Source organism: Corallococcus sp. bb12-1 (assembly GCF_026626765.1).
Classification (GTDB): domain Bacteria; phylum Myxococcota; class Myxococcia; order Myxococcales; family Myxococcaceae; genus Corallococcus; species Corallococcus terminator.
Genome location: NZ_JAPNJZ010000001.1, coordinates 895,836 through 915,909, shown reverse-complemented (window position 1 = coordinate 915,909; position 20,074 = coordinate 895,836). Strand labels below are relative to the sequence as shown.

At 70.5% G+C, this 20,074-nt stretch carries 24 protein-coding genes; 18 read left to right on the top strand and 6 right to left on the bottom strand.

Features of this window, described 5'->3' with window-relative positions:
• The first annotated feature begins 3 nt into the window (after nt 1-3).
• From OV208_RS03855 to OV208_RS03845, 3 genes are read left to right on the top strand one after another with little or no spacing between them, the layout of a single operon-like run.
• Nucleotides 4-846: a class I SAM-dependent methyltransferase gene (locus OV208_RS03855; RefSeq protein WP_267572428.1), complete on the top strand. Its 843-nt coding sequence runs from the start codon at nt 4-6 to the stop codon at nt 844-846.
• An 18-nt stretch (nt 847-864) separates the two neighbouring features.
• Nucleotides 865-1,695, top strand: a complete 831-nt coding sequence (locus tag OV208_RS03850; RefSeq protein ID WP_267572427.1) for a DUF692 domain-containing protein — start codon at nt 865-867, stop codon at nt 1,693-1,695.
• 12 nt (nt 1,696-1,707) lie between these two features.
• Nucleotides 1,708-2,307, top strand: a complete 600-nt coding sequence (locus OV208_RS03845; protein ID WP_267572426.1) for a hypothetical protein — start codon at nt 1,708-1,710, stop codon at nt 2,305-2,307.
• Nucleotides 2,308-2,325: 18 nt separating this feature from the next.
• Here the strand turns inward: OV208_RS03845 and OV208_RS03840 are convergent, their stop codons facing one another.
• Nucleotides 2,326-2,871 (bottom strand): YbhB/YbcL family Raf kinase inhibitor-like protein, encoded by a 546-nt coding sequence (locus OV208_RS03840; protein WP_267572425.1) that lies wholly within the window; start codon nt 2,869-2,871, stop codon nt 2,326-2,328.
• Between the two features lie 376 nt (nt 2,872-3,247).
• On the opposite strand from OV208_RS03840, the gene OV208_RS03835 reads away from it, so the two are divergent.
• The 6 genes from OV208_RS03835 (at nt 3,248) to ychF (ending at nt 7,214) form a co-directional block, all read left to right on the top strand.
• Nucleotides 3,248-3,514, top strand: coding sequence for an AtpZ/AtpI family protein (locus OV208_RS03835; RefSeq protein WP_267572424.1), 267 nt, complete (start codon nt 3,248-3,250; stop codon nt 3,512-3,514).
• On the top strand, nt 3,511-3,924 hold the full coding sequence (locus tag OV208_RS03830; RefSeq protein ID WP_267572423.1) for a hypothetical protein: 414 nt from the start codon (nt 3,511-3,513) through the stop codon (nt 3,922-3,924). Before OV208_RS03835 ends, OV208_RS03830 begins: the two co-directional genes overlap by 4 nt.
• Entirely contained in the window at nt 3,924-4,988 is a 1,065-nt protein-coding gene (gene atpB, locus OV208_RS03825; protein ID WP_267572422.1) for a F0F1 ATP synthase subunit A, read from the top strand. Before OV208_RS03830 ends, atpB begins: the two co-directional genes overlap by 1 nt.
• Before the next feature lie 158 nt (nt 4,989-5,146).
• The gene (locus OV208_RS03820) at nt 5,147-5,377 is read left to right on the top strand and encodes an ATP synthase F0 subunit C (protein WP_014400382.1); all 231 of its coding nucleotides are present in this window, start codon (nt 5,147-5,149) and stop codon (nt 5,375-5,377) included.
• 130 nt (nt 5,378-5,507) lie between these two features.
• Nucleotides 5,508-6,056, top strand: a complete 549-nt coding sequence (gene atpF, locus OV208_RS03815; RefSeq protein WP_267572421.1) for a F0F1 ATP synthase subunit B — start codon at nt 5,508-5,510, stop codon at nt 6,054-6,056.
• Between the two features lie 45 nt (nt 6,057-6,101).
• Nucleotides 6,102-7,214 (top strand): redox-regulated ATPase YchF, encoded by a 1,113-nt coding sequence (ychF, locus tag OV208_RS03810; RefSeq protein ID WP_267572420.1) that lies wholly within the window; start codon nt 6,102-6,104, stop codon nt 7,212-7,214.
• Between the two features lie 69 nt (nt 7,215-7,283).
• On the opposite strand, the gene OV208_RS03805 is transcribed toward ychF, so the two are convergent.
• Nucleotides 7,284-7,571 (bottom strand): hypothetical protein, encoded by a 288-nt coding sequence (locus tag OV208_RS03805; RefSeq protein ID WP_267572419.1) that lies wholly within the window; start codon nt 7,569-7,571, stop codon nt 7,284-7,286.
• An 84-nt stretch (nt 7,572-7,655) separates the two neighbouring features.
• Nucleotides 7,656-8,981 (bottom strand): citrate synthase family protein, encoded by a 1,326-nt coding sequence (locus tag OV208_RS03800; RefSeq protein WP_267572418.1) that lies wholly within the window; start codon nt 8,979-8,981, stop codon nt 7,656-7,658.
• Between the two features lie 95 nt (nt 8,982-9,076).
• On the opposite strand from OV208_RS03800, the gene OV208_RS03795 reads away from it, so the two are divergent.
• The 4 genes from OV208_RS03795 to agmC are packed head-to-tail and all read left to right on the top strand — an operon-like array spanning nt 9,077 to nt 13,339.
• On the top strand, nt 9,077-9,856 hold the full coding sequence (locus OV208_RS03795; RefSeq protein WP_267572417.1) for a class I SAM-dependent methyltransferase: 780 nt from the start codon (nt 9,077-9,079) through the stop codon (nt 9,854-9,856).
• Between the two features lie 17 nt (nt 9,857-9,873).
• Nucleotides 9,874-10,374, top strand: a complete 501-nt coding sequence (locus OV208_RS03790) for a cupin domain-containing protein (protein WP_267572416.1) — start codon at nt 9,874-9,876, stop codon at nt 10,372-10,374.
• A 15-nt stretch (nt 10,375-10,389) separates the two neighbouring features.
• Nucleotides 10,390-10,890: a hypothetical protein gene (locus tag OV208_RS03785; protein WP_267572415.1), complete on the top strand. Its 501-nt coding sequence runs from the start codon at nt 10,390-10,392 to the stop codon at nt 10,888-10,890.
• 58 nt (nt 10,891-10,948) lie between these two features.
• Nucleotides 10,949-13,339, top strand: a complete 2,391-nt coding sequence (gene agmC, locus OV208_RS03780; RefSeq protein ID WP_267572414.1) for an adventurous gliding motility protein AgmC — start codon at nt 10,949-10,951, stop codon at nt 13,337-13,339.
• Between the two features lie 9 nt (nt 13,340-13,348).
• Here the strand turns inward: agmC and OV208_RS03775 are convergent, their stop codons facing one another.
• On the bottom strand, nt 13,349-13,918 hold the full coding sequence (locus OV208_RS03775; protein WP_267572413.1) for an imm11 family protein: 570 nt from the start codon (nt 13,916-13,918) through the stop codon (nt 13,349-13,351).
• A gap of 12 nt (nt 13,919-13,930) precedes the next feature.
• On the bottom strand, nt 13,931-15,268 hold the full coding sequence (locus OV208_RS03770; protein ID WP_267572412.1) for an AHH domain-containing protein: 1,338 nt from the start codon (nt 15,266-15,268) through the stop codon (nt 13,931-13,933).
• A 226-nt stretch (nt 15,269-15,494) separates the two neighbouring features.
• On the opposite strand from OV208_RS03770, the gene OV208_RS03765 reads away from it, so the two are divergent.
• The 5 genes from OV208_RS03765 (at nt 15,495) to OV208_RS03745 (ending at nt 19,437) form a co-directional block, all read left to right on the top strand.
• Nucleotides 15,495-16,712: a metallophosphoesterase gene (locus tag OV208_RS03765; protein ID WP_420714958.1), complete on the top strand. Its 1,218-nt coding sequence runs from the start codon at nt 15,495-15,497 to the stop codon at nt 16,710-16,712.
• 162 nt (nt 16,713-16,874) lie between these two features.
• Nucleotides 16,875-17,276: a hypothetical protein gene (locus OV208_RS03760; protein WP_267572411.1), complete on the top strand. Its 402-nt coding sequence runs from the start codon at nt 16,875-16,877 to the stop codon at nt 17,274-17,276.
• Nucleotides 17,236-18,045 carry a DUF4157 domain-containing protein gene (locus OV208_RS03755; RefSeq protein WP_267572410.1) on the top strand — a complete coding sequence of 270 codons (810 nt, stop codon included), beginning with the start codon at nt 17,236-17,238 and terminating at the stop codon, nt 18,043-18,045. Before OV208_RS03760 ends, OV208_RS03755 begins: the two co-directional genes overlap by 41 nt.
• A 16-nt stretch (nt 18,046-18,061) precedes the next feature.
• Entirely contained in the window at nt 18,062-18,670 is a 609-nt protein-coding gene (locus OV208_RS03750) for a putative glycolipid-binding domain-containing protein (RefSeq protein WP_267572409.1), read from the top strand.
• Nucleotides 18,671-18,966: 296 nt separating this feature from the next.
• Complete coding sequence (locus tag OV208_RS03745; protein ID WP_324291337.1) at nt 18,967-19,437, top strand: helix-turn-helix transcriptional regulator; 471 nt, start codon at nt 18,967-18,969, stop codon at nt 19,435-19,437.
• A 7-nt stretch (nt 19,438-19,444) separates the two neighbouring features.
• Here the strand turns inward: OV208_RS03745 and OV208_RS03740 are convergent, their stop codons facing one another.
• Nucleotides 19,445-19,855: a hypothetical protein gene (locus OV208_RS03740; protein WP_267572408.1), complete on the bottom strand. Its 411-nt coding sequence runs from the start codon at nt 19,853-19,855 to the stop codon at nt 19,445-19,447.
• Nucleotides 19,856-20,074: the final 219 nt, after the last annotated feature.

Sequence of the window (20,074 nt, the reverse complement as noted above, 5' to 3'; positions counted from 1 at the left end):
CCCATGAGCACCGCCGACGCCGCCAGCCTCAAGCGCCGCTACGACGAGGTGTCCCCGAAGTACGACCAGGGGGGCCCGAACGCGATGGCCATCAAGCTGTTCTGGCTCACCTATGAGCACCTCACCTGGAAGCCGGTGGAGGCGCTGCTGCCGAAGGACGGCACGTCCTGGCGCGTGCTGGACGCGGGCGGCGGCGGGGGCAAGTTCGGCACCCGCTTCGCGGAAGGAGGCCACCACGTCACCGTGTTGGACATCTCCCCGGGCATGCTGGACGGGGCCCGCGCGCAGTTCACCGCGAAGGGCCTGCTGGACCGCGTGGCCTTCATGGAAGGCGACGTGGCGAAGCTGGCGCTGCCGGACGCGGCGTTCGACCTGGTCTTCTGTGAAGGCGACCCGGTGTCCTACTGCCTGGACGCGTATCCGAACGCGGTGAAGGAGCTGGTGCGCGTGGCGAAGCCGGGCGCGCCGGTGGTGCTGGGCGTGGACAACCGCTACGAGGCGTTCTCCGGTGCCCTGAAGCTGGGCCGGCCCGAGGAGGCGTTCCGCACGCTCCTGGACGGCCGGACGACGTGCCCCTACGGCCTGCCGGTGCATGCGTTCACGGTGCGCGAACTGGAACAGACGGTGGCGGACGCGGGCGCGGAGCTGCTGGAGATCTTCGGCAAGCCGGTGATGTTCTTCGACATGCTCAACGCGATGGCCGCCTCGCGCGGGGGCGGGTCGGAGAATCCGTGGGACGCCTGGTCCGCGCGCGAGGAGATATTGGCGTTGCAGCAGAAGCTGGCGCACGAGGGCTTCGCGGTGCTGGGCCAGCACTTCCAGGTGATGGCCCGGCGGCGGGCCTGAGGGGGAGGAGCGCGCACCGTGGGCATTCCCTTCCTTGGCGTGGGACTCAGCTACCGCTGGGACCTCAATCCGCATCTGGCGCGGGGCAACCCCGGCGTGGACTGGCTGGAGGTGACGCCCGAGCAGTTCCTGCCGCTCACACCGGATTCGGAGCGGCGGTTGGACCTGCTCGCGAAGCGCTATCCGCTGGTGGGCCACAGCCTGGAGCTGTCGGTCGGCTCGGACGGCGCGGACGCGCCCGGCTACCGCGAGGGATTGCGGCGCATCACGCAGCGCACGAAGAGCGTCTGGCACGGTGACCATCTGTGTTTCACGCGCGTGGGGGACGTGGCCCTGCGCGCGCTCACGCCGGTGCCGCTGACGGATGAAGCGGTGGCCACCTGCGTGCGCAACGTGCGCGCGGCCCAGGCGGACCTGGGCGTGCCCTTCGTGGTGGAGAACATCGCGTACCTCTTCCACACGCCGCTCAACACGCTGGACGAGGCGGACTTCCTGCGCCGCGTGGTGGAGGGCGCGGACTGCGGGCTGCTGCTGGATTTGCACAACGTGTATTGCAACGCGGCCAACCACGGGTTTGATCCGTATGCCTTCCTGGACCGGCTGCCGCTGGACCGGGTGGTGCAGATCCACCTGGCGGGCGGCGTGACGATGGAGGGGCTGCGATTGGACAGCCACTCCGCGCCGTCGCCGGAGGAGGTATGGCGGATGTTGGAATACGTGGCGCCGCGCTGTCCGGTGCGGGGCGTGAACTTCGAGATGGACAGCGGCTTTCCGCCCTTCGCACGGCTGGTGGAGGAGCTCGCGCGGGCGCGCGCCATCCTCCAGCGCTGCGGCGCGAGCGCGGCCTGAGGGGACACGACCATGGGGTATCCGGAGACGCTGGAAGTCCTGGCGCGGCTGCACGTGGATCCGCGCTTTCGCGAGGCGTGGGCGCGGGACGCTTCCCAATCCCTTGCACCGCTGGCGCTGACGCCGGGGGAGCGTGAGGCGCTCGGCCGCGTGGACCGGACGGTGGTGGACCGCGCTGGACGGATGATGGACTACCACCGCACCGAGCGCGTGCGCGAACAGCTCCCCTGGGTGGATGAGACCAAGCGGCCGGACCTGGCGCTGCTTCGCATGGAGTTCCTCCGGGACGTATCGCCGGAGGTCCTCAACCGCGAGGAGGCCATCATCTGGTGCCGCTTCCTGGAATCGGACCTTCCCGGAGTCCAACGCCTGCCGGCCTACGTCCCCCAACTGGCCCGCTGCGAACGGCTGCGCATCGCGTTCGCGTGGGGCCTGTTGCCCATGCCCCCGGTGGGTCCCCACGTGGAGTCCTTCGACTTCCCGGTGCTGGGGCTGCTCGCCGCGCTGGATGCGCCGGGCTGGCCCCCGGTGGAGGCCCGCCCCACGCGCGTGGAGTACCTCAAGGTGCCGGGCCTGCCCGCGGTGATGCTGCGCGAGCTGCCCGCCACCTGAGGCGGCGGCCGAGTCGCTTCAGTGGTTGCGGCTGCCGTCGCGGCGGGTGGAGGGCTTTTCGGAAGCCACGCCCTTCTCCCGGTGGTGCGCCTTCTCGTAGGTGCCCATGAGCTGGGCCTCGCCCAGGATGTGGCCGTCCATGGCCTCGCGCAGCTCCGCGCGGGAGGGCCGGCCCAGGTCCGGCAGCACCGTGTCCAGGGCGTACAGCCGGAAGTAGTACCGGTGACTTCCGATGGGCGGCATGGGGCCGCCGTAGTCCTGCCGGTGGAAATCGTTGAGCCCCAACTTCACCCCATCCGGCAGCACGTCCAGGGTGGCTCCGTCCGGGAGGCTCTGGGCGTTGACGGGCAGGTTGTAGAGGACCCAGTGGCAGAAGGTGCGCTGCGGGTGGGCCGGGTCCGGGGCGTCCGGGTCCTCCACGATGAGCGCCAGGCTCTTCGCCCCCGGGGGAAGGTTCTCCCAGTGCAGGGGGGGCGCCTTGTCCTCGCCTTCGCCGGTGTAGGCGATGGGGATGGGCATCCCTTCCTTGAACTGCGGCGAGGTGAGCTCGAGCGGCTTCGGCATGGGTCACTCCTCAAAGGCGTCCAACGCGTCCTTGGGCAAGCTGGCGACGCCCACCCCGGGTGCGTAGAGGCGGCGGGCGGGCCGCCCGGCCGGCCGTCACCCCTGGAGGAGGGCCGTTGCTGATCCACCGGACGCTCCCCGGCCCGCTCGCCGCCTCCAGCGGGGTTCCAGGGGAGAACCCCCCCTTTCTCTCCGGGCCGTGGTAGCTGCGCTTGCGGGTGCCGCAATCCCTGCTGCCGGCACCAGCTCCCGGGTCCCCGTAGCGGTTGCACGCGCCGCGCATTCGGTGCTAAGCGGCGCCCGCGCGGGTATGGGCGGGGTCGGGGTTGGCGAGAGAGAAACCCAAGACTTTCCCAGGGTTTGGTGAGGCGTCCGCATGGCAGACCAGGAGCCACGGGAACGGGTGGACGCGCCGGGCAGTGAGCTGGGCGAGACGGCCCGGCAGATGCGGGCGGCGGAGCCGTACATCTCCGCGGTCTGGAAGCTGGTGGGCGGGGCGGTGGTGGGGGTCCTGGGAGGGTACTTCCTGGACAAGTGGCTGGGGACGTCCCCCTGGCTGCTCCTGGGCCTGTCCCTGCTGGGGATTGGCGTCGGGTTCTACGGCTTCCTCCACGCGATGGCGCGGCTGGGGAAGCGCAAGTGACGGGGCGGGACGGAAAGCAGGCGCGTGACCCCTTCTGGGCGCACGCGGGGCTGGCGGCGACGGTGATGGGCGTGGGCGCGGTGGTGGCGGCGGTGCTGCCGAAGGTGGCGGAGGACCGGGTCGCGGCGCTGCTGGGCGTCGGGCTGTCGGCGGTGGTGGGTGTGCTCGCGCTGTTTCTCAAGCGGCGGGCGCTGGCGCAGGCGGACCTCAAGGCCGCGCTGAAGGTGGTCGGGGTGGTGTTCGCGCTGAGAGGCGTGGCGGTGGGGCTGGGGTTGGCGTGGGTGGTGTCCCGGAATTTGAGCGCGATCGCGTTCGTGGGCGGCTTCTTCGGCGTCTACTTCGCGCTGCAGTGGATTGAAGTCAGCTACGTGATGGCCGCGTCGAAAGACCCGGCGGGCGGAGACGAGTGATGCGCAAGGCAATGGTGCTGTTCGCCTGTCTGTTCGCGGGTAGCGTGTGGGCCTCCGACCAGGCCGGTGAGCACGGCTACGCGAACGAGAGCAAGGACGCCGAGGGCGAGGACGTCGCCGGCTACATCCTGCATCACGTGGCCGACTCGAATGAGTATGAGTTCGAGATCCCGCTGAGCAACAACCACATCCCCATCCACCTGCCGCGCATCTTCATCCCCCTGCACGAGGGCGCCTGCACGCCGGTGGCGGACCCGCACGGCGGCGGCCACGGCGAGGTGTACCCGGGCCTGGGCGCTGGCTGCGTGGACCTCTCCATCACCAAGCACACGGTGATGATGTGGCTGGCGGCGCTCCTGCTCATCGGCTCGCTGATGATCTGGAGCAACCGCGACAAGACGAAGCTCGTCCCGCGCGGCACCGCGGCGAACCTCTTCGAGATGCTGGTCCTCTTCGTGCGCGACGAGCTGGCCATCAAGAACATCGGCAAGGAGGAGGGCCCCCGCTACGTGCCTTATCTCTTGACCGCGTTCTTCTTCATCCTCTTCATGAACCTGCTGGGCCTGTTCCCCTGGATGGCGTCCGCCACGGGCAACATCGCCGTCACGTGCGGCCTGGCGATTTGCACCTTCGTCGTCACCCAGGTGGCGGGCATCCGCGCCGCCGGCATCGGCGGCTACCTGAAGCACCTGACGGGCGGCGTGGCCCCCTGGCTGTGGCCCATCATGATTCCGGTGGAGTTCCTGGGCCTGTTCACCAAGCCCTTCGCCCTCACCATCCGACTCTTCGCCAACATGCTGGCGGGCCACATCGTCATCTTCTTCCTGCTGGGCCTCATCTTCATGCTCCGCAACCCCGCGGTGGCACTGGTGAGCGTGCCGTTCGCCTTCGGCATCTACCTGCTGGAGCTGTTCGTGGCCTTCGTGCAGGCGTACGTGTTCACCATGCTGTCCGCGCTCTTCATCGGTATGAGCGTGGCCATGGGTCACCACCACGACGACCACGGCCATGGCCCCGCGGAAGGTGGCGCCAGCCACGACCACGGCAAGGCGCATCACACCTAAGCCGGGGAAGCATCCCGGCCTGACTGGACGGGGCGCCTGAAGCACGGCGCGCCCCGGTTGAAGACCCGGCGGTTCGAAAGGCCGTCGGAGGTAGTCCTAAAGGGATTTCACGACCCCCCCACAAGCGGGTCCTGCCTCACCTGAAAGCACGTGTTCCCATGACCAACATCGCTCTTGCCTTCCTCGCCGCCGGTATCGGCGCGGGTCTCTCCATCATCGGCGCCGCGCTCGGCATCGGTAAGCTGGCGGCCGCCGCCATGGACGCCACGGGCCGTCAGCCGGCCGCGGGCGGCGACATCCGCACCACGATGATCATCGCCGCGGCGCTCATCGAAGGCGCGACGCTGTTCGCGCTGGTTGTCTGCATCCTGCTCGCCATCAAGGTCTGAGTCGGGTTGGCTTCACCTGGGAGCCGGCGCCTTCGTGAGAGGCGCGCCGGCCTCCTGGACGCAGTGGCAGTGCCTGTCTCACCCGTTGTCTCCCGCCTTCCTTTTCGCCGTTCGCATCCCGGGACCCGCCATGTTCCTGCCCTCTGTTCTCGCCGCCAGCAGCTTCGTGGAGGTCCGTCCGGGCCTCATCTTCTGGACCATCGTCACCTTCGTCCTCGTCATGCTGGTGCTGCGCGCGAAGGCGTGGGGCCCCATCCTGTCGCTCGTGGAGGAGCGCGAGAAGCAGATCTCCAACGCCATCGAGAGCGCGAAGCGTGAGCGCGCCGAGGCGGAGAAGCTGCTGGCCGACCAGAAGACGGCCATCGCGGAGGCCCGTCGCGAGGCGGCGGAGATGATGCGCCGCAACACCGCGGACATGGAGAAGTTCCGCGACGAGCTGATGGCCAAGAGCCGCAAGGAGGCGGAGGAGCTGAAGCTGAGCGCCCGCCGCGAAATCGACGACCAGAAGGCCAAGGCCATCGCGGAAGTGCGCGCCATGGCGGTGGACCTGGCGATGGACGTGGCCTCCAAGCTCATGAATGAGCGCATGGACGACTCCAAGCACCGCGCGCTGGCCGAGCAGTTCGTTCAGGGCCTGCCGGGTGCGACGAGCGCCACGGCGACCCGTCGCTCGGCGTAAGGCCGGGAAGTCCCAAGCCGCGCCCGTCTGTTCCAGGAACTCATCATGGCTCTCTCCATCGGCATCGTCGGTCTGCCCAACGTGGGCAAGTCCACCCTGTTCAACGCCGTGTCCTCCGCGGCGAGCGCGCAGGCCGCGAACTACCCGTTCTGCACGATTGAGCCGAACGTGGGCGTGGTGCCGGTGCCGGATGACCGCCTGGACCAGTTGACGGCGCTCATCAAGCCGCTGAAGAAGATCCCCACGTCGCTGGAGTTCGTGGACATCGCGGGCCTGGTGCGCGGCGCCTCCAAGGGTGAAGGCCTGGGCAACCAGTTCCTGGCGAACATCCGCCAGGTGAACGCGGTGCTCCACGTGCTGCGCTGCTTCGATGACGACAACGTCACCCACGTCGAGGGCGGCGTGGATCCGGTGCGGGACCGGGACGTGGTCGACACGGAGCTGTGCCTCAAGGACCTGGAGACGGTGGAGAAGCGCCGCGACCGCTCGCTGAAGAACACCAAGCTGGGCGGCAAGGCGGCCGAAGAGGCGAAGGCCGAAGTCGCGGTGTTGGAGCGGGTGATGGCGGCCCTGAACAACGGCATCACGGTGCGCGCGCAGAAGCTGAACGAGGAGGAGCACGCGCCCCTCCAGGACCTGTTCCTGCTGACGGACAAGCCCGTGCTGTACGTGGCGAACATCAGCGAGGGCCAGATTGGCAAGGAAGACAGCGACCCGCGCGTGAAGGCGGTGCGAGACATGGCCGCCAAGGAAGGCGCGTCCGTGGTGGTGCTGGCGGCGGAGCTGGAGTCGCAGATCCAGCAGCTCCCCGAGTCCGAGCGCCCCGGCTTCCTGGAGGGCAGCGGCCTGACGGAGCCCGGCCTGCACAAGGTGGTTCGCGAGGGCTACAAGCTGCTGGGCCTGTGGACGTACTTCACGGTGGGCGAGCAGGAGTGCCGCGCGTGGACCATCCAGAAGGGCTTCAAGGCCCCTCAGGCGGCGGGCGTCATCCACTCGGACTTCGAGCGCGGCTTCATCAAGGCGGAGGTCCTGCGCTGGGAGGACCTGGTGAAGCTGGGCAGTGAGGCGGCGGTGAAGGAGAAGGGCCTGCTGCGCGTGGAAGGCAAGGAGTACACCGTGCAGGACGGTGACTGCATGCACTTCCGCTTCAACGTCTGACGCGCGGGTCCACGCTTCGCTGTGATGACGGGCGCCACCTTCCACTTCGGAAGGGGCGCCCGTTTCGTTTCAGCGCGGGCCGCTCACCCAGGTGGAGACCCAGAGGCCCACGGCGAGCAGGGCCAGCACGGTGGAGATGATGGCGGAGCGCTTCGCGCGGCCCTGGGGGTCCGGGTTGTTCTGGGCGTAGCGCCACACGCCGCCCACGCGCAGCACGAGGAACAGGACGAGGAGCACGGGGCCCACGACCTGCCAGCCTTCGGGGCGCTTGAGGACGACGATCCACGAGGCGATGAAGGCGACGTTGCCGAGCAGCAACACGGCGGGATAGGGCAGGGAAGGGCGCTTTTCGCTCACGGGGCGGCAGTGTGCGCATCCCCGGGCGTGGCTCCAACCGAAACCTGCGCGGCGTGCACGGCAGGTGACACCGGTCCGGGGGGCTCAAGCCGGTTTCGGGGGTGTCTCCACGTAGCGCGCGCGGGGGCGGAGCAGGTGGCCCTGTTCGCGCTGCTCCAGGATGTGCGCCACCCAGCCCGCGGTGCGGCCCAGGCCGAACAGCACGGTGCCCGCGCCCGGTGGCAGGCCCAGCGCGTCCGCGAGCATCACCAGCCCGATGTCCATCGACGGAGGCGGATGGCCGGCGTCGCGCATGGTGTCGATGACGGCTCGGGCCACGCGCACCCGGAGGGATTCGGGCCTCACGCTCAGCGCGGCTTCCACCAGCGGCGGCGTGCGCGGGTCCCCCTTCGTGTAGAGGCGATGGCCAAAGCCTGTCACCGCTTCGCCCCGGCGCAGGCGGCCGTGGATGACCTGGGCGGCGCGTTCAGGGCGGCCCACTTCCGTCAGCAGGGCCTCCACCCGGTCGCATGCGCCGCCGTGCTTGTGACCGGAGACGGCCGCCAGCGCCGCGCTCATGCACGCGTACAGGTCCGCTCCCGAGGAGGCCGTGACCCTGGCGGCGAAGGTGGAGGTGTTCAGTTCATGGTCCGCGCAGAGGATCAGCGCGCGGTTGATGAGCTCCGGTGCGCGCTTCACCTTCGTGCCCCAGGCCGTGGCCAGCGACTCCGCCACCGTGTCTGTCTTCGATGCCCGGGATACACGCTCCGGTGCCTGCGCCACGCAGACCCAGGCACCCAGGTGGCGGATGAGACGGCGGGCCCGCGCCTGCTCCTGTTCCGTGGGCGCGGCGAAGCGCCCTTCGTCGCTCGCGGCCAGGAGCGGCACGAGCGCGAGCAGCGCCGACAACGGTGGGGTTTCTCCTGGCAGCAGCGCCGCGAGCGCGGAGGGCGACAGCAATGACAGTTCTCGCGGCTGCGAGCCCGTGAGGAGTGGCTCCGACCAGGGCCACTGCGTGGACACCGACGGCAGGCGCCCCGTCCAGAGCAACTCCGCCACGTCCTCGAAGCGGCGCCCGCCGGTCGCCAGCGCTACCGCGTCGTGGCCTCGGTACTGGAGCCCCTCTTCGCTGATCCGCGACACCGACGAGTCGATGACCGGTTCACCCCAGCGCAGTGCTCCCGAGGCCACCGCCGCGTGTCCCGCCCTCGCATCGTGGCGTGTCTTCAGGCGCTCCACGTCCGCGCGCAGGTAGCGGTTCTCCTTGGTGCCCTTCTCCGGCACGCACCGCACGAGCCCCCGGCTCACGTACGTGTAGAGCGTCGCCCGCTTCACCCCCAGCAGGGCCGCCGCCTCGTCCGCGCGCAGAAGCTCCTCCTCAGGTGGATGGTCGAATCGAGATTGAGAACGACCCCCGCTGCGACGCACCATGTTTCACGTGCCTCCCGGAGGTGGAGTCTCGACTCGACTGGAGGTCCTGTCGAGTCGAACCCTTCCGGACAGAGGCCTTCGAGCGGGGAGCGACCATGCCAGTGGACTTCGGACGCACGTCGTCGGACTACGCGAAATACCGGGCGGGATTCCCGGACACCTTCTTCACCCGACTGGAAACAGACGGTGTGCTGCGGCCCGGCCTGCGCGCGCTCGACCTGGGCACCGGGACGGGCACCATCGCCCGGGGGCTGGCCCGGCGCGGCGCGGACGTCACCGCGCTGGATGTGTCCGCACAGCAACTGGATGCGGCCCGGCAGCTCGCCCGGGATGAAGGACTCGCGGTGGACTTCCGTGTCGCCAGCGCGGAGGACACGGGCCTGCCGTCGGCATCCTTCGACCGCGTGTTCGCCGGCCAGTGCTGGCATTGGTTCAACCGGCCCGCCGCCGCGCGCGAGGTGCTCCGGCTGCTGCGGCCCGGCGGGCAGTTGATCATCGCCTGCTTCGACTGGCTGGCCCTGCCCGGCAACGTGGTGGAAGCCACCGAGGCGCTGATGGAGACCTTCAGCCCCCGCGACCACCTGAACATCGACCGCTTCGGCCACGGCGTGGGCATCTACCCGGAGTGGTTCCGCGACGTGGCGCTCGCGGGCTTCCAGTCCTTGACGTCCTTCACCTTCGACTCCCCCACGCCGTACACCCACGTGGCCTGGCGTGGACGCATTCGCGCCAACGCGCGGATTGGCGCCCTGCTTCCGTCGGAGGAGGTGGCACGCTTCGATGCCGCGTTGGGGGCGCTCCTCGCCGAACGCTTCCCCCAGGATCCGCTGTCCGTTCCCCACCGGGTGTTCGCGCTCGTCGCCGAGCGCCCCTGACATCGAGGAGACCCACCATGTCCTCATCGCATCTCGTGCACGCCGAAGACCTTCCCTGGACCGAAGTCGCTCACGGCACCCGCGTGGCCCTCAAGCGCAAGCAACTGGGCGCCGCCGCGCACGGGCGCAAGCTCGGGTGCAGCCTCGTGGAGCTTCCTCCGGGCCGCCGCTCATGGCCGCTGCACTACCACCTGGCGAACGAGGAGGCCCTCTACTTCCTGGCCGGCGTGGGCACGTTGCGCCTGGGTTCGGAAGAGGTGCCTGTGCGCGAAGGGGACTACGTCGCGCTGCCCCCGGGCGCCGGAACCGCGCACCAGCTCATCAACAGTGGGGCGGAGCCGCTGCGCTACCTGTGCTTCTCCACCATGGAGGAGCCGGACGTGCTCGTGTACCCGGACTCGAAGAAGGTGGGCATCATGGCGGGCGCGGCTCCGGGCGGCGACAAGGCCTCGCGCACGTTGCATGTGAATCTGCCCCTGGCCGCGTCGGTGGATTACTGGGACGGCGAAGAGCCCTGATAGGGTCCGCGCCCCATGGCCTCCCTGCTGGACGCGCTCGACCGCGAGCGACTGCTCAAGGACTCCGCCGCCGCTGCCGGGCTGGTGCCCCAGGGCGAGCCTCCCCATGTGTCGCTGCTGCGCCTGTGCGAGGCGGGGCTGCTCGAGGGCGGACTCACCGTGGGGTATGGCGTTCGTCCGGATGAGCTGGTGGGGTCGCTCACCGCGGCCATGGGCGGCGCGGCCCGGCGGCTGAAGATCGTGGACGTGCGCGAGCGCCCCGTGCTGGAGCTGCACGTCGCGGCAGGGGAGGTCACCGAGCGGTGGGAGGTAGAGGACGTGCCCGCGCTCGTGCACAACCTCAACGACCTGTACCGCGACGCGGCGGACGTGCGCGCGGTGGCCGTGCTGGGCGAATGGGAGGACTCCCTCCAACTGCTGTGCGTGGAGCGCCGCGCCCTGGGCCGGCTCCTGAGGCAGCCCTTCTTCGCGCCCGTCAACGCCCGCGCGCTCGCGGACCTGGTGGCTCCTCGCTGACGTGGGATGGGGTGGGCCTCTCTCGACCCCGGACGCCCGCTGGGGCACCATGGGGGCCATGCGGATCATCCTGGCCCTCATCGTTGGATTGCTCCTGGCGCCGGTCGCGCGCGCGGAGCCGGACTCCTTTGGACTGGGCACCGGCCGTGATGGTGCGCTGACCGTCGTATCGGGCAGGTCGGTTGTCACCGGCGCCGCCGCGCCCCTGCGGGTGGCCGTCGCCGCGCGGAGGTCCGAGGTGTCGGTGTCCGGCCTCGCGGTCGTAGCCGGTGACCTGGTGATGATCCATCAGACCGGGGGCCTGTTGCCCGTGCCCACCCCCGGCGACGCGAAGACCGTGGTGCTGCCCATCACGACGGGTCCCAGCCGCTTCGAGCTGGCGCGCGTGGAGTCCGTGGACTCGGCGGCCGGCGTGCTCAAGCTGACGCAGCCCTTGCGCTACTCCTATCCCGTGCTCCGCACCCAGGTGCTGCGCGTGGGCGAGTTCTCCGATGTCGTGGTCGAGGCCGGTGCGCGGCTCTCCGTGACGCCCTGGGACGGACGGTCCGGCGGCATCCTCGCGATGCTGGTGTCCGGCACGGTCATCAACGAGGGCCGCATCGACGCGGACGGCGCCGGGTACCTGGGCGGCATCTATCAGGCCCACGCCGGCCTCAAGGGGTGCACGGGCCTGGACCTGTCCGCGGCCCAGGGCGGCTCCGCTCGCGGCGAGGGCGTGGCGGGGACGGCGTCCGGGAGCAAGAGCGTCACCGGTCGCGGCAACCTGGCCAATGGCGGCGGCGGCGGCAACTGCATCAGCGCGGGCGGTGGGGGCGGTGGCCACGGGGGCATCGGTGGCAATGGCGGTCGGTCCTCGGTCTCGGATGGTGCGCGGGTGGAAGGCGGTCTGGGCGGCGCGCCGCTGAGCTATTCCGTGCTCGAGCGCTTCGCGTTCGGCGGCGGTGGTGGCGCGGGCGAGGGCACCGGCACCGACGGCACCAGCGGCGCACGGGGTGGAGGCGGGGTGTTTATCCGCGCCCTCTCGTTCGACGGCAAGGGCGTCTTCAGTGCCTCCGGCCTGCCGGCCGATGTCGCGGGCACCGACGGGGCGGGCGGCGGCGGCGCGGGAGGCGCGGTGCTGTTGCGCGCGCAGGAGGTGTTGAACTGCGGCGCGGTGGAGGCTCTGGGTGGCGCGGGGGGCGACACGAAGGTGACCGAGCAGCCGCTGGGGCCGGGTGGCGGTGGCGCGGGAGGCCGCGTGCTGCTCCAGAGCAAGGCGACCCTCTGCGCGTCCAACGTGAGCGCGGGCAGCGCCGGGCAGTCCGGGTTCCCGGGCGCGGGCTCGAATGGCGCGGGGCCGGCCGGTGGCACGGATGGCGGCATCGACGCGGGCATCCCCGATGGTGGGACGTCCACGGGTGGCCCGTCGGTCGGGACCGTGCAGGAGCTCACGCTCTCCTTCCAGGTGCCAGTGGCGCCCGTCATCACCCTGCCCGTGGCGGAACAGGTGTCCACCTCCACGCGTCCGCGCATCGAGGGCAAGGCGGGCACGGACGGCCCGGTCGTCCACATCCTCATCGACGGACGCGAGGTGGGCATGGTGGTGCCGGGGGCGGACGGCGTGTTCTTCCTGCAGCCCTTCGCTCCGTTGGTGGCCGGTGAGCACGAGGTCACCGCGTGGTCGGAGGCGGTTGGCGTGGCCAGCCTCGCGGCCACGCCGGTGCGCTTCACCTCTCCGACGGTGGTATTGGCGGACGGTGGCGTCGTGGACATGGCGGTGCTGGTGGTGCCCGCGAATGGGGACACCACGAGCCCTACGCCGCTGTTCGCTGGCACCACGACCAATGGCATCTCCGTGGGCGTCGTCATTGACGACGGGCCGGACAACATCGTGCCGGCGGATCTGCTCGGACGCTTCCGCTTCCAGGTGCCGCAGGAGGAGGCGTTGTCGGTGGGCGTGCACAAGGTCACCGTCCACGCGCACAACGAGGCGGGCGAGGACGGACCGCATTCCGATGTCGTGGGCTTCGAGGTGGTGGTGGCAGGTGACGGTGGAACGGGCACCGACGCGGGCACGGTGGATCCGGCGGTGCTCATGATGGTCGTGCCCGCGCAGGACGCGAGCGTGGACCCCACGCCGACGTTCGTGGGTGTGGCGCTGGCCGGTACGTCCGTCCGTCTGGAATTGGATGGCGTCGCGCTGGCCACCGTCACCTCTGACGCGGAGGGCGTCTTCCGCCACGAGGTGGGCTCCGCAGGGGCGCTCGCCACGGGGACGCACCGCATCGTCGCGCAGGTGGTGACGGCGGAGGGCGAGGCAGGCCTGCGCTCACCGGAGGTGGGCTTCCAGGTGCGCGGGCCGACCGACCTGGACGTGGGCTGCGGTTGCGGCGCGGGGCCTGCGGGGGTGATCAGCGTCTGGGCGCTGGTGGGGCTGGCCGCGCTGGCCCGCCGTCGTGCCCGGCGCTGAGGGTGCGGTTCAGACCTCGGTGAAGTACATGCCGGTGGCGCCCGTCTGTTCCAGCGCGGTCTTGAGGTCTTCGGAGACGATGAGCGCGACCCGCCATCCCCAGGGACGGAAGAGCTGGGTGGCGCCGACCTTCGATGGGTCGATGCGCATGCCGATCACGGAGCGGTACTGCCCGAGCTTCTCTGGCTGATTGTGTCTGGGCTCCCAGAAGAGGACCTCCTCGGAGGCCTTTTCGTCGATACAGCGGAGGGTCTTCGTGGCGACCACGAGGACGTATTGGTCCGGGTGTCTGGGAATGTCGACAGGGAGGAGTTGAACGTCGTCGGCGGCACGCTCCGCGAGGACCGTCGCGAGCTTGACGTGGACGATGGGGGTCAGTCCGATGCCCGCCAGTGAAAAGTCCCGAGACCGTCCAGGTTCGCCGATGGGAAACCGGAGTCTGCCTGTCACGTTGATGGGTTCCCCGTCCGTGAACATCCAGGGATCCTCCACCTCTACTGAGTTTGCATCGACGGGATCCTCCAGGAACCAATTTCCTTCCTGGACGTCTTCCGAGAGATCGAAGAATCGAGCAGTCATGATGGTTGAGACTCAGCGCTCCCTGCGGGAGGTCAGGAGTTTGTTGAGGCGGGTGCCAGGTGCATTGGCTTCCTGGGCAAGATCTCGCAGTGCGTTCGTCAAGGCTTCACGGCATTGCACCACGGACCTACAGCGTTGAGTGGCTTCCCTCAACCGTCGCATCACGGCTTCATGGTACTCGCGCGGGTGTGGACCTCGGTGGCCCTGGACCTCGACGATGTTCTCGGGATCCTTCAAGTCCATTCCGGCCTTCTTGAACAGCCTTCGGAAGAGCGGTGTCCAGGGCCCACCGTTCTTCGAGGACTTCTCGTTGCGGATGGTGGCCAGGTGATGCTTCTGGGGCGGCCCGGACCGGGATGACATCGCGAGCGCGTTGGGCGCGAGCGCGATGGTGAACCCGTCGGCGGTCATCGCCACGGAGCGGATGCTCCCCATGGCCACGAACCGAAAACCCGCCTGGGTCTCCACCGCGAGCGCGGCCGGCGCTGAGCCCGGCAGCCCCTGTGTCCTCGCGGCGAGCCCCGCCGTATTGCCAATCGCGGCAGCGGCCACCATGACGAAGACACGCGCGGCGTTTTCTCCCAGCACCTTTCCGTAGGTCTCACCCGCGTCGCGCACCTGCACGAACGTGGTGGCTTCATCCACCTGTCGCACCAGGGCCACCCACCCGTCGAGGATGCGCCACACCGTGTCCACTCCCAGGTACGCGATGGCGGTCGCGGTCATCAGGGCGGCGAGCCCCTTGGACAGCGGCTCCGGCAGCGCCCAGAGCAACAAGTACATCGTCACGGTGGAGGTCATCATGGCCATCACCGCCTGCGGATGGGCCATGTCCTTCAGCGCGTCGGAGGTCTCGCGCCACACCGAATCCATCGCGACCGCCATCGCCAGCGCATAGCGACCGTCGCTCCCCAGCAACGGTCCCTCGTCCAGCAATCGCAGACAGTCCCCCGGCTGTTTCCGGCGGCTGCTGCACCAGTGCTTGTAGCCACGGGTCAGGTCATCGGAGGCCTCCAGCAGATGCAGCTCACGCGCCTCCTCTTCGCCCAGGGGGATGATCCGCCGGGTCCGCTCCTGGAATCCGAACAGGCCGCTGCGCTCCGGCAGACCGAACAACTCCCGGGCCTCCCTCATGGGATGCGCGGAAGGCCGCACCTCCCGCGCCAGCGCCCGCACGGCCTGCTTGAACTCGCCGTCCTCCAGCCGGGTCGCGGCGAGCGAAGCGTCCACGTCCTCGTGCGGCGTGACGACCTCCCGGTCGCCGTCGTCCGTCTCCAGCTTCACGACCCGCGTCGTCGCGCAGCCCGACACGAGCAACCCCAACAGCAGCGCCCACTCCCATCGCTTCATGCCCGCCTCGCGGTCGCGTCCGGCTTCGCTCCGCACGCTATCCGCGAAGCCGTGTCCCGCATTCCCAGGTGCCCTCCGACCCCGGTGGAGCAAGAAGACCGGACGCGGCGGGGCAGGAGGGCCTTCGGGCGTCCGGAGGGGTTGCCGGGCGCGCCAGGGGGCCACCCGTTATCTTCCCGCGCTCGAAGGCGTCCCCAGGGCGGTGTTGGGGCGGAAGGTGGCGCGCGTGACGACGGACGTGTCCTCGGAAGAAGTCCCCTCTCGGCCGGCCCGGCGTTCGTCCCGCTCGCCGGGCTGGCGGTGGATGCTGTCCCTGGTGCTGGGGCTCGCCCTCCCCACCGCCCTGCACGTCTACATCGGCCTGCGCCTCTTCACGTCCCCCGGCTGGCCCGCTCCCTGGGCCGCCGTGGGGTGGGGCCTGCTGGGCCTGTGCTACCTCGTCCTCCTGGCCGGTTTTCGCGTCTCGCGCCGTGAGCAGCCCACCGGCCTCTCCCGCGCCATCCAGTGGGGCGCCTACGTGTGGCTGGGCGCCTTCGGCATCTTCCTGACCGCCGTGATGGCCTCGGATGTCGTCGCGGGCGTGCTGTCCCTGTCCGGCGCCGTCACCGACATGCACGCGCTGGCCCAGGGCCGCGCGGCGGCCGTGCTGGGCACCGTCGTGCCCGCCGTGGCGTTCGCGTTCGTCACCGCGCGCGGTCGCGCCAGGGTGGAGCGCACCACCGTGCCCCTGAAGGACCTGGGCCCGGGCCTGGACGGCCTGCGCGTGGTGCAGCTCTCCGACGTGCACGTGGGCCCCACCCTGGACGGCGTGTGGCTCCAGCGCGTGGTGGATCAGGTGAACGCGCTCCAGCCGGACATCATCGCCGTGACGGGCGACCTGGTGGACGGCACCGTGGAGCAGCTTCGCGACCAGGTGGCGCCGCTCGCGGGCCTCAAGGCCACGCTGGGCGTCTACTACGTCACCGGCAACCACGAGTTCTACCACGGCGCCCGTGACTGGATCGCGGAGGTGGCCCGCCTGGGCCTCACCGTCCTCAACAACGAACACCGCGTGCTGGAACGCGGCGGCGCCCGGCTCGTCGTGGCCGGCGTCACCGACCATGACGCGGGCCACATCGATGCCCCGCTGGCCAGCCGCCCCGACCTCGCGCTCGAAGGCGCTCCGCCCGACGTGCCCCGCCTGCTCCTGGCCCACCAGCCCCGCACCGCCCTGTCCCTGGGCGGCCTGCGCGTGGACCTCCAACTGTCCGGCCACACCCACGGCGGGCAGATCTTCCCCTTCATGTTCTTCGTGAAGCTCCAGCAGCCCGTCGTGCAGGGCCTGGCCACCGTGGCCGGCACCCGGGTCTATACGCACCGCGGCACCGGCTACTGGGGCCCCCCGCTCCGCCTGGGCCCCGCCCCGGAGATCGCCGCCCTCACCCTCGTTGCCGCACCCCGTTAGCTGGAGATTGAAGCCAAGCTTGATATTTCCGATATTGCTGTTTACTGTGAAGACGTGTCTACCGCACCGTCTTCCCTCCTTGTCCCGGAATTCGCCTTCTCCCGACCCGCGGTCCCGGGTGCGCGGCGCGGTGGGCTGACGTCGGTTCCGGCGGCCAGGCCCGTGTCGGCGGTGCCGGTGTTGCTGGTGGTCTCCGAGTCGCCCGAGGTGCGGTTGGCGGTGGCTCGGGAAGTGGGGGAGGGGTGCCGCGTGGTGGCGGCGCTGGGGGCCACGTCGGCCGACCGGCGGTTGGACCTGGGTGTGGACGTCGATGGGCTGGTGCTGGACCTCGACGCGGATCGTCGCGTCGTGAGCGATTTCCTCTGCCGTCTGGTGGACCGGGGCTTTAGCGGTCCACGCATTCTCCTGTCCTCCGGTTTCCGCCCTGAAGCCAGCGCCACCTTCAGGGCCTCCAGCCATACCCACTTCGCACTCGGCCGGCCCTGGCGCTCCGGTGAGTTGCGATCGCTCCTGGAGCTGGTCCTTGGGGTCTCCCACCTCGCTGAATCGTCAGGCTGTCCGTGACACCCGTCCCGCGCCGCTGACCGAGCGGGTCGCGGATGCGGGACATGGACTCTTCACCGGCATCGCCGGGGCGTCCGCGGGCGCCGCGCGCAGCGCGTACGTGGCGCTGATCCTGCTGGCCGGCGGCATGGCCCGCTGTGCGACGGGTCGCTCCCGGGAAGGCCTGCCCCAGCTCAAGCGCGGCCTGTTCCGCGTGGCGCAGGTGCCCGTGGACCTGGTGCTGATGCTGGGCGGGCGCGTGCTCAGCGCGGTGCAGGTGGTGTCCGGCCTGGAGCCCGTGGGCCGCCGGCTGACGGACGCGGAGGTGACGCGGCTCAAGCCCATCTTCGGCGACAGCCTGGACTTCCGCTGCGTGCGCGTGAAGGAAGGCGCCCTGGGCCTGCTGGGCCTGCCGGGCCGCGCGTTCGCCCACGGCGACATCCTCTTCATCCCCCCCGGCTACGGCGCGGTGGGCTTCCGGCTGCTGGTGCATGAGCTCACGCACGTGTGGCAGCACCAGCACGGCGGCACGGGCTACCTGAGCGGCGCGCTGGCGGCCCAGTATCTGGGTGACGGCTACGACTGGCGCAAGGCCGTGGGACACCGCCGGTGGGCGGAGCTGAACGCGGAACAGCAGGCCCAGTTCATCGAGGACGCCGCCGACGCGCAGCTCATCCCCCACACGGGCCGGCCCACCCCCCAGCAGCGGCTGCGCGGCTGGAGCGACGCCGCCCTGTGCCTGCTGGACGAGGCCCTGGACTCCCTCTACGCCGGACGGGGCGCCCCTTGATGCGCAGGCCCTCGCCATGACGCCGCCTGCCTCCCGCCCCGGAGGCACGCCCGAGGGTCGCTGCGTGCAGGCTGTCACGTGGCGCCGCCTGGAGTCTCCGGGCACCGAGCACTGCGAGCTGTGGGAGTCCTCCGCCGGTCCGCTCCTCACCGGCACCGTGGTGCTGGTGAGCGAGGGCCTGCCGCTGCTCGTGCGCTACACCGTGGCGTGCGATCCGGACTGGCACACGCGCGAGGCGCGGCTCGTCCTGCACCAGGGCGGCACGCGGCGCACGATGGTGCTCCAGGTGGATGACCACCAGCGCTGGTGGCGCGATGGCCGCGAGCTGCCGGAGTTGCGCGGGTGCGTGGACGTGGACCTGAGCGTCACCCCGTCCACCAACACCCTGCCCATCCGCCGGCTGGGGCTGGAGGTGGGCCAGGCCCACGACGTGACGGCCGCGTGGGTGCGCCTGCCGGACCTGTCCCTGGAGCGGCTGGAGCAGCGCTACACCCGGCTGTCGGCGTCGCTCTACCGCTACGAGAGCGCGGGCGGCGCCTTCGTCGCGGAGGTGGACACCGACGCCCAGGGGCTCGTCACGCACTACCCGCCGGGCTGGGAACGCGTGGCCACCTCCGAGGGTTGAGTCCCCGCCCCGGCTTCGCACCGCTTCGGAGCAACTTCCGGAGCAACCTGGGGGGCCGCGCACGGACAATCCCTCATGCCGTGCCGCGAGTGCATGCCGGCGTGTCAGTAGATGTGCGCACCGGAGGCAGAAGACGGGGTTCTCCCTGGGGGCGGGGGATTGCGGGGACTACCTGTCATATAGGAATGGGCCCGGGTGACGTGCTGGGTTATATATCGACCCATGAACCGTTCCGGATGCAGAGGGGCCGCGAGCCTGGGGCCACTCCGCCGGACGTCACGTGCAAGGTTGATGTGGTGAAAACCCACCCCCGAGGTCCTATCGCTTCCGGCCGCGCCCGCAAGAAGCGCCCCAGGGCGCCTGCGTCCGCCGCCGCGCTGTCGCGAAGGCAGTTGGAGCGCAAGCTGGCGGTCAGTGTGGGCGCGGCGGCCCGGGCCGCTCGGCTGCGGGCAGGACTGACGCAGGCGGATGTGGCGGACCGCGTCGGCATCGCGTCGGAGGTCTACGGCCGGCTGGAGCGGGGCAAGATGATGCCCAGCGTCCCCACGTTGTTCCGGCTGTGCCTGGCGCTGCAGTTGTCCGCGGACGCTTCGCTGGGGCTGGCGGTGGCGGCGGCGGCGGGCGCGGGGCTGTGGGAAGAGGACTCCACGGACAAGGACGACCTGCCGGAGATGCGCCGCCTGCTGCGCTCCCTGCGCCGGCTGCCGCGCCCCCAGCTCAAGCTGATGAGCCTGGTGGCCAGCGCCATCCTCCCGACGCGCCGCTGACGGCCCGTCAGCGCGCCGCCGGGCCCCGGGACGCGTCCTGGCCCGGCTCCGTCACCTTCCAGACCCAACCGGAGGGGGTGGGGTCGCGGTGGGTGGTGTTCACGTCCACCGCGTACACGTCCAGGGTGTGTTCGCCCACGCCCAGGTCCTTCAGGCGCCAGGGGGATTCGCAGGGGATGTAGAGGCTGCCGTCGAGCGAGCACCAGAACACGGGCTTCAGCGTCGTGGCGGTGAAGACGAAGCGGGCTTCCCGGGAGTGCGTGGCGCCGGGAGGGCCCTCGTCGATGAAGGTGTCCGGCCCCCGGTTCCCCGCCCGCGCGAGCGACGGTGGAAACAGCAGCGGCATCAGCACCAGTGCCAGCAACAGGGACGCGAGCACACCGTGGGGCAGATACCGCAGGGACGGCGGGGGAATCATGGCCGGGACTCCGAGGCTCGGGCGCGCGACACCCTGGTTTTCCGACGCCTCCGGGCCCGGATCGCGACGCACGGCGGCGGCCTCGTTGGACGGGGGCGTGTCATGGAGTCCAGGGATCAGGAAAGGGACGACTTCCTGGAGGGTGGGGATTGCGCCGAAATGGGGCGCCCCGTCCGGAGGGCGGGGACGGGCATCCACGGTGCGACGGGAGTCCCTGGC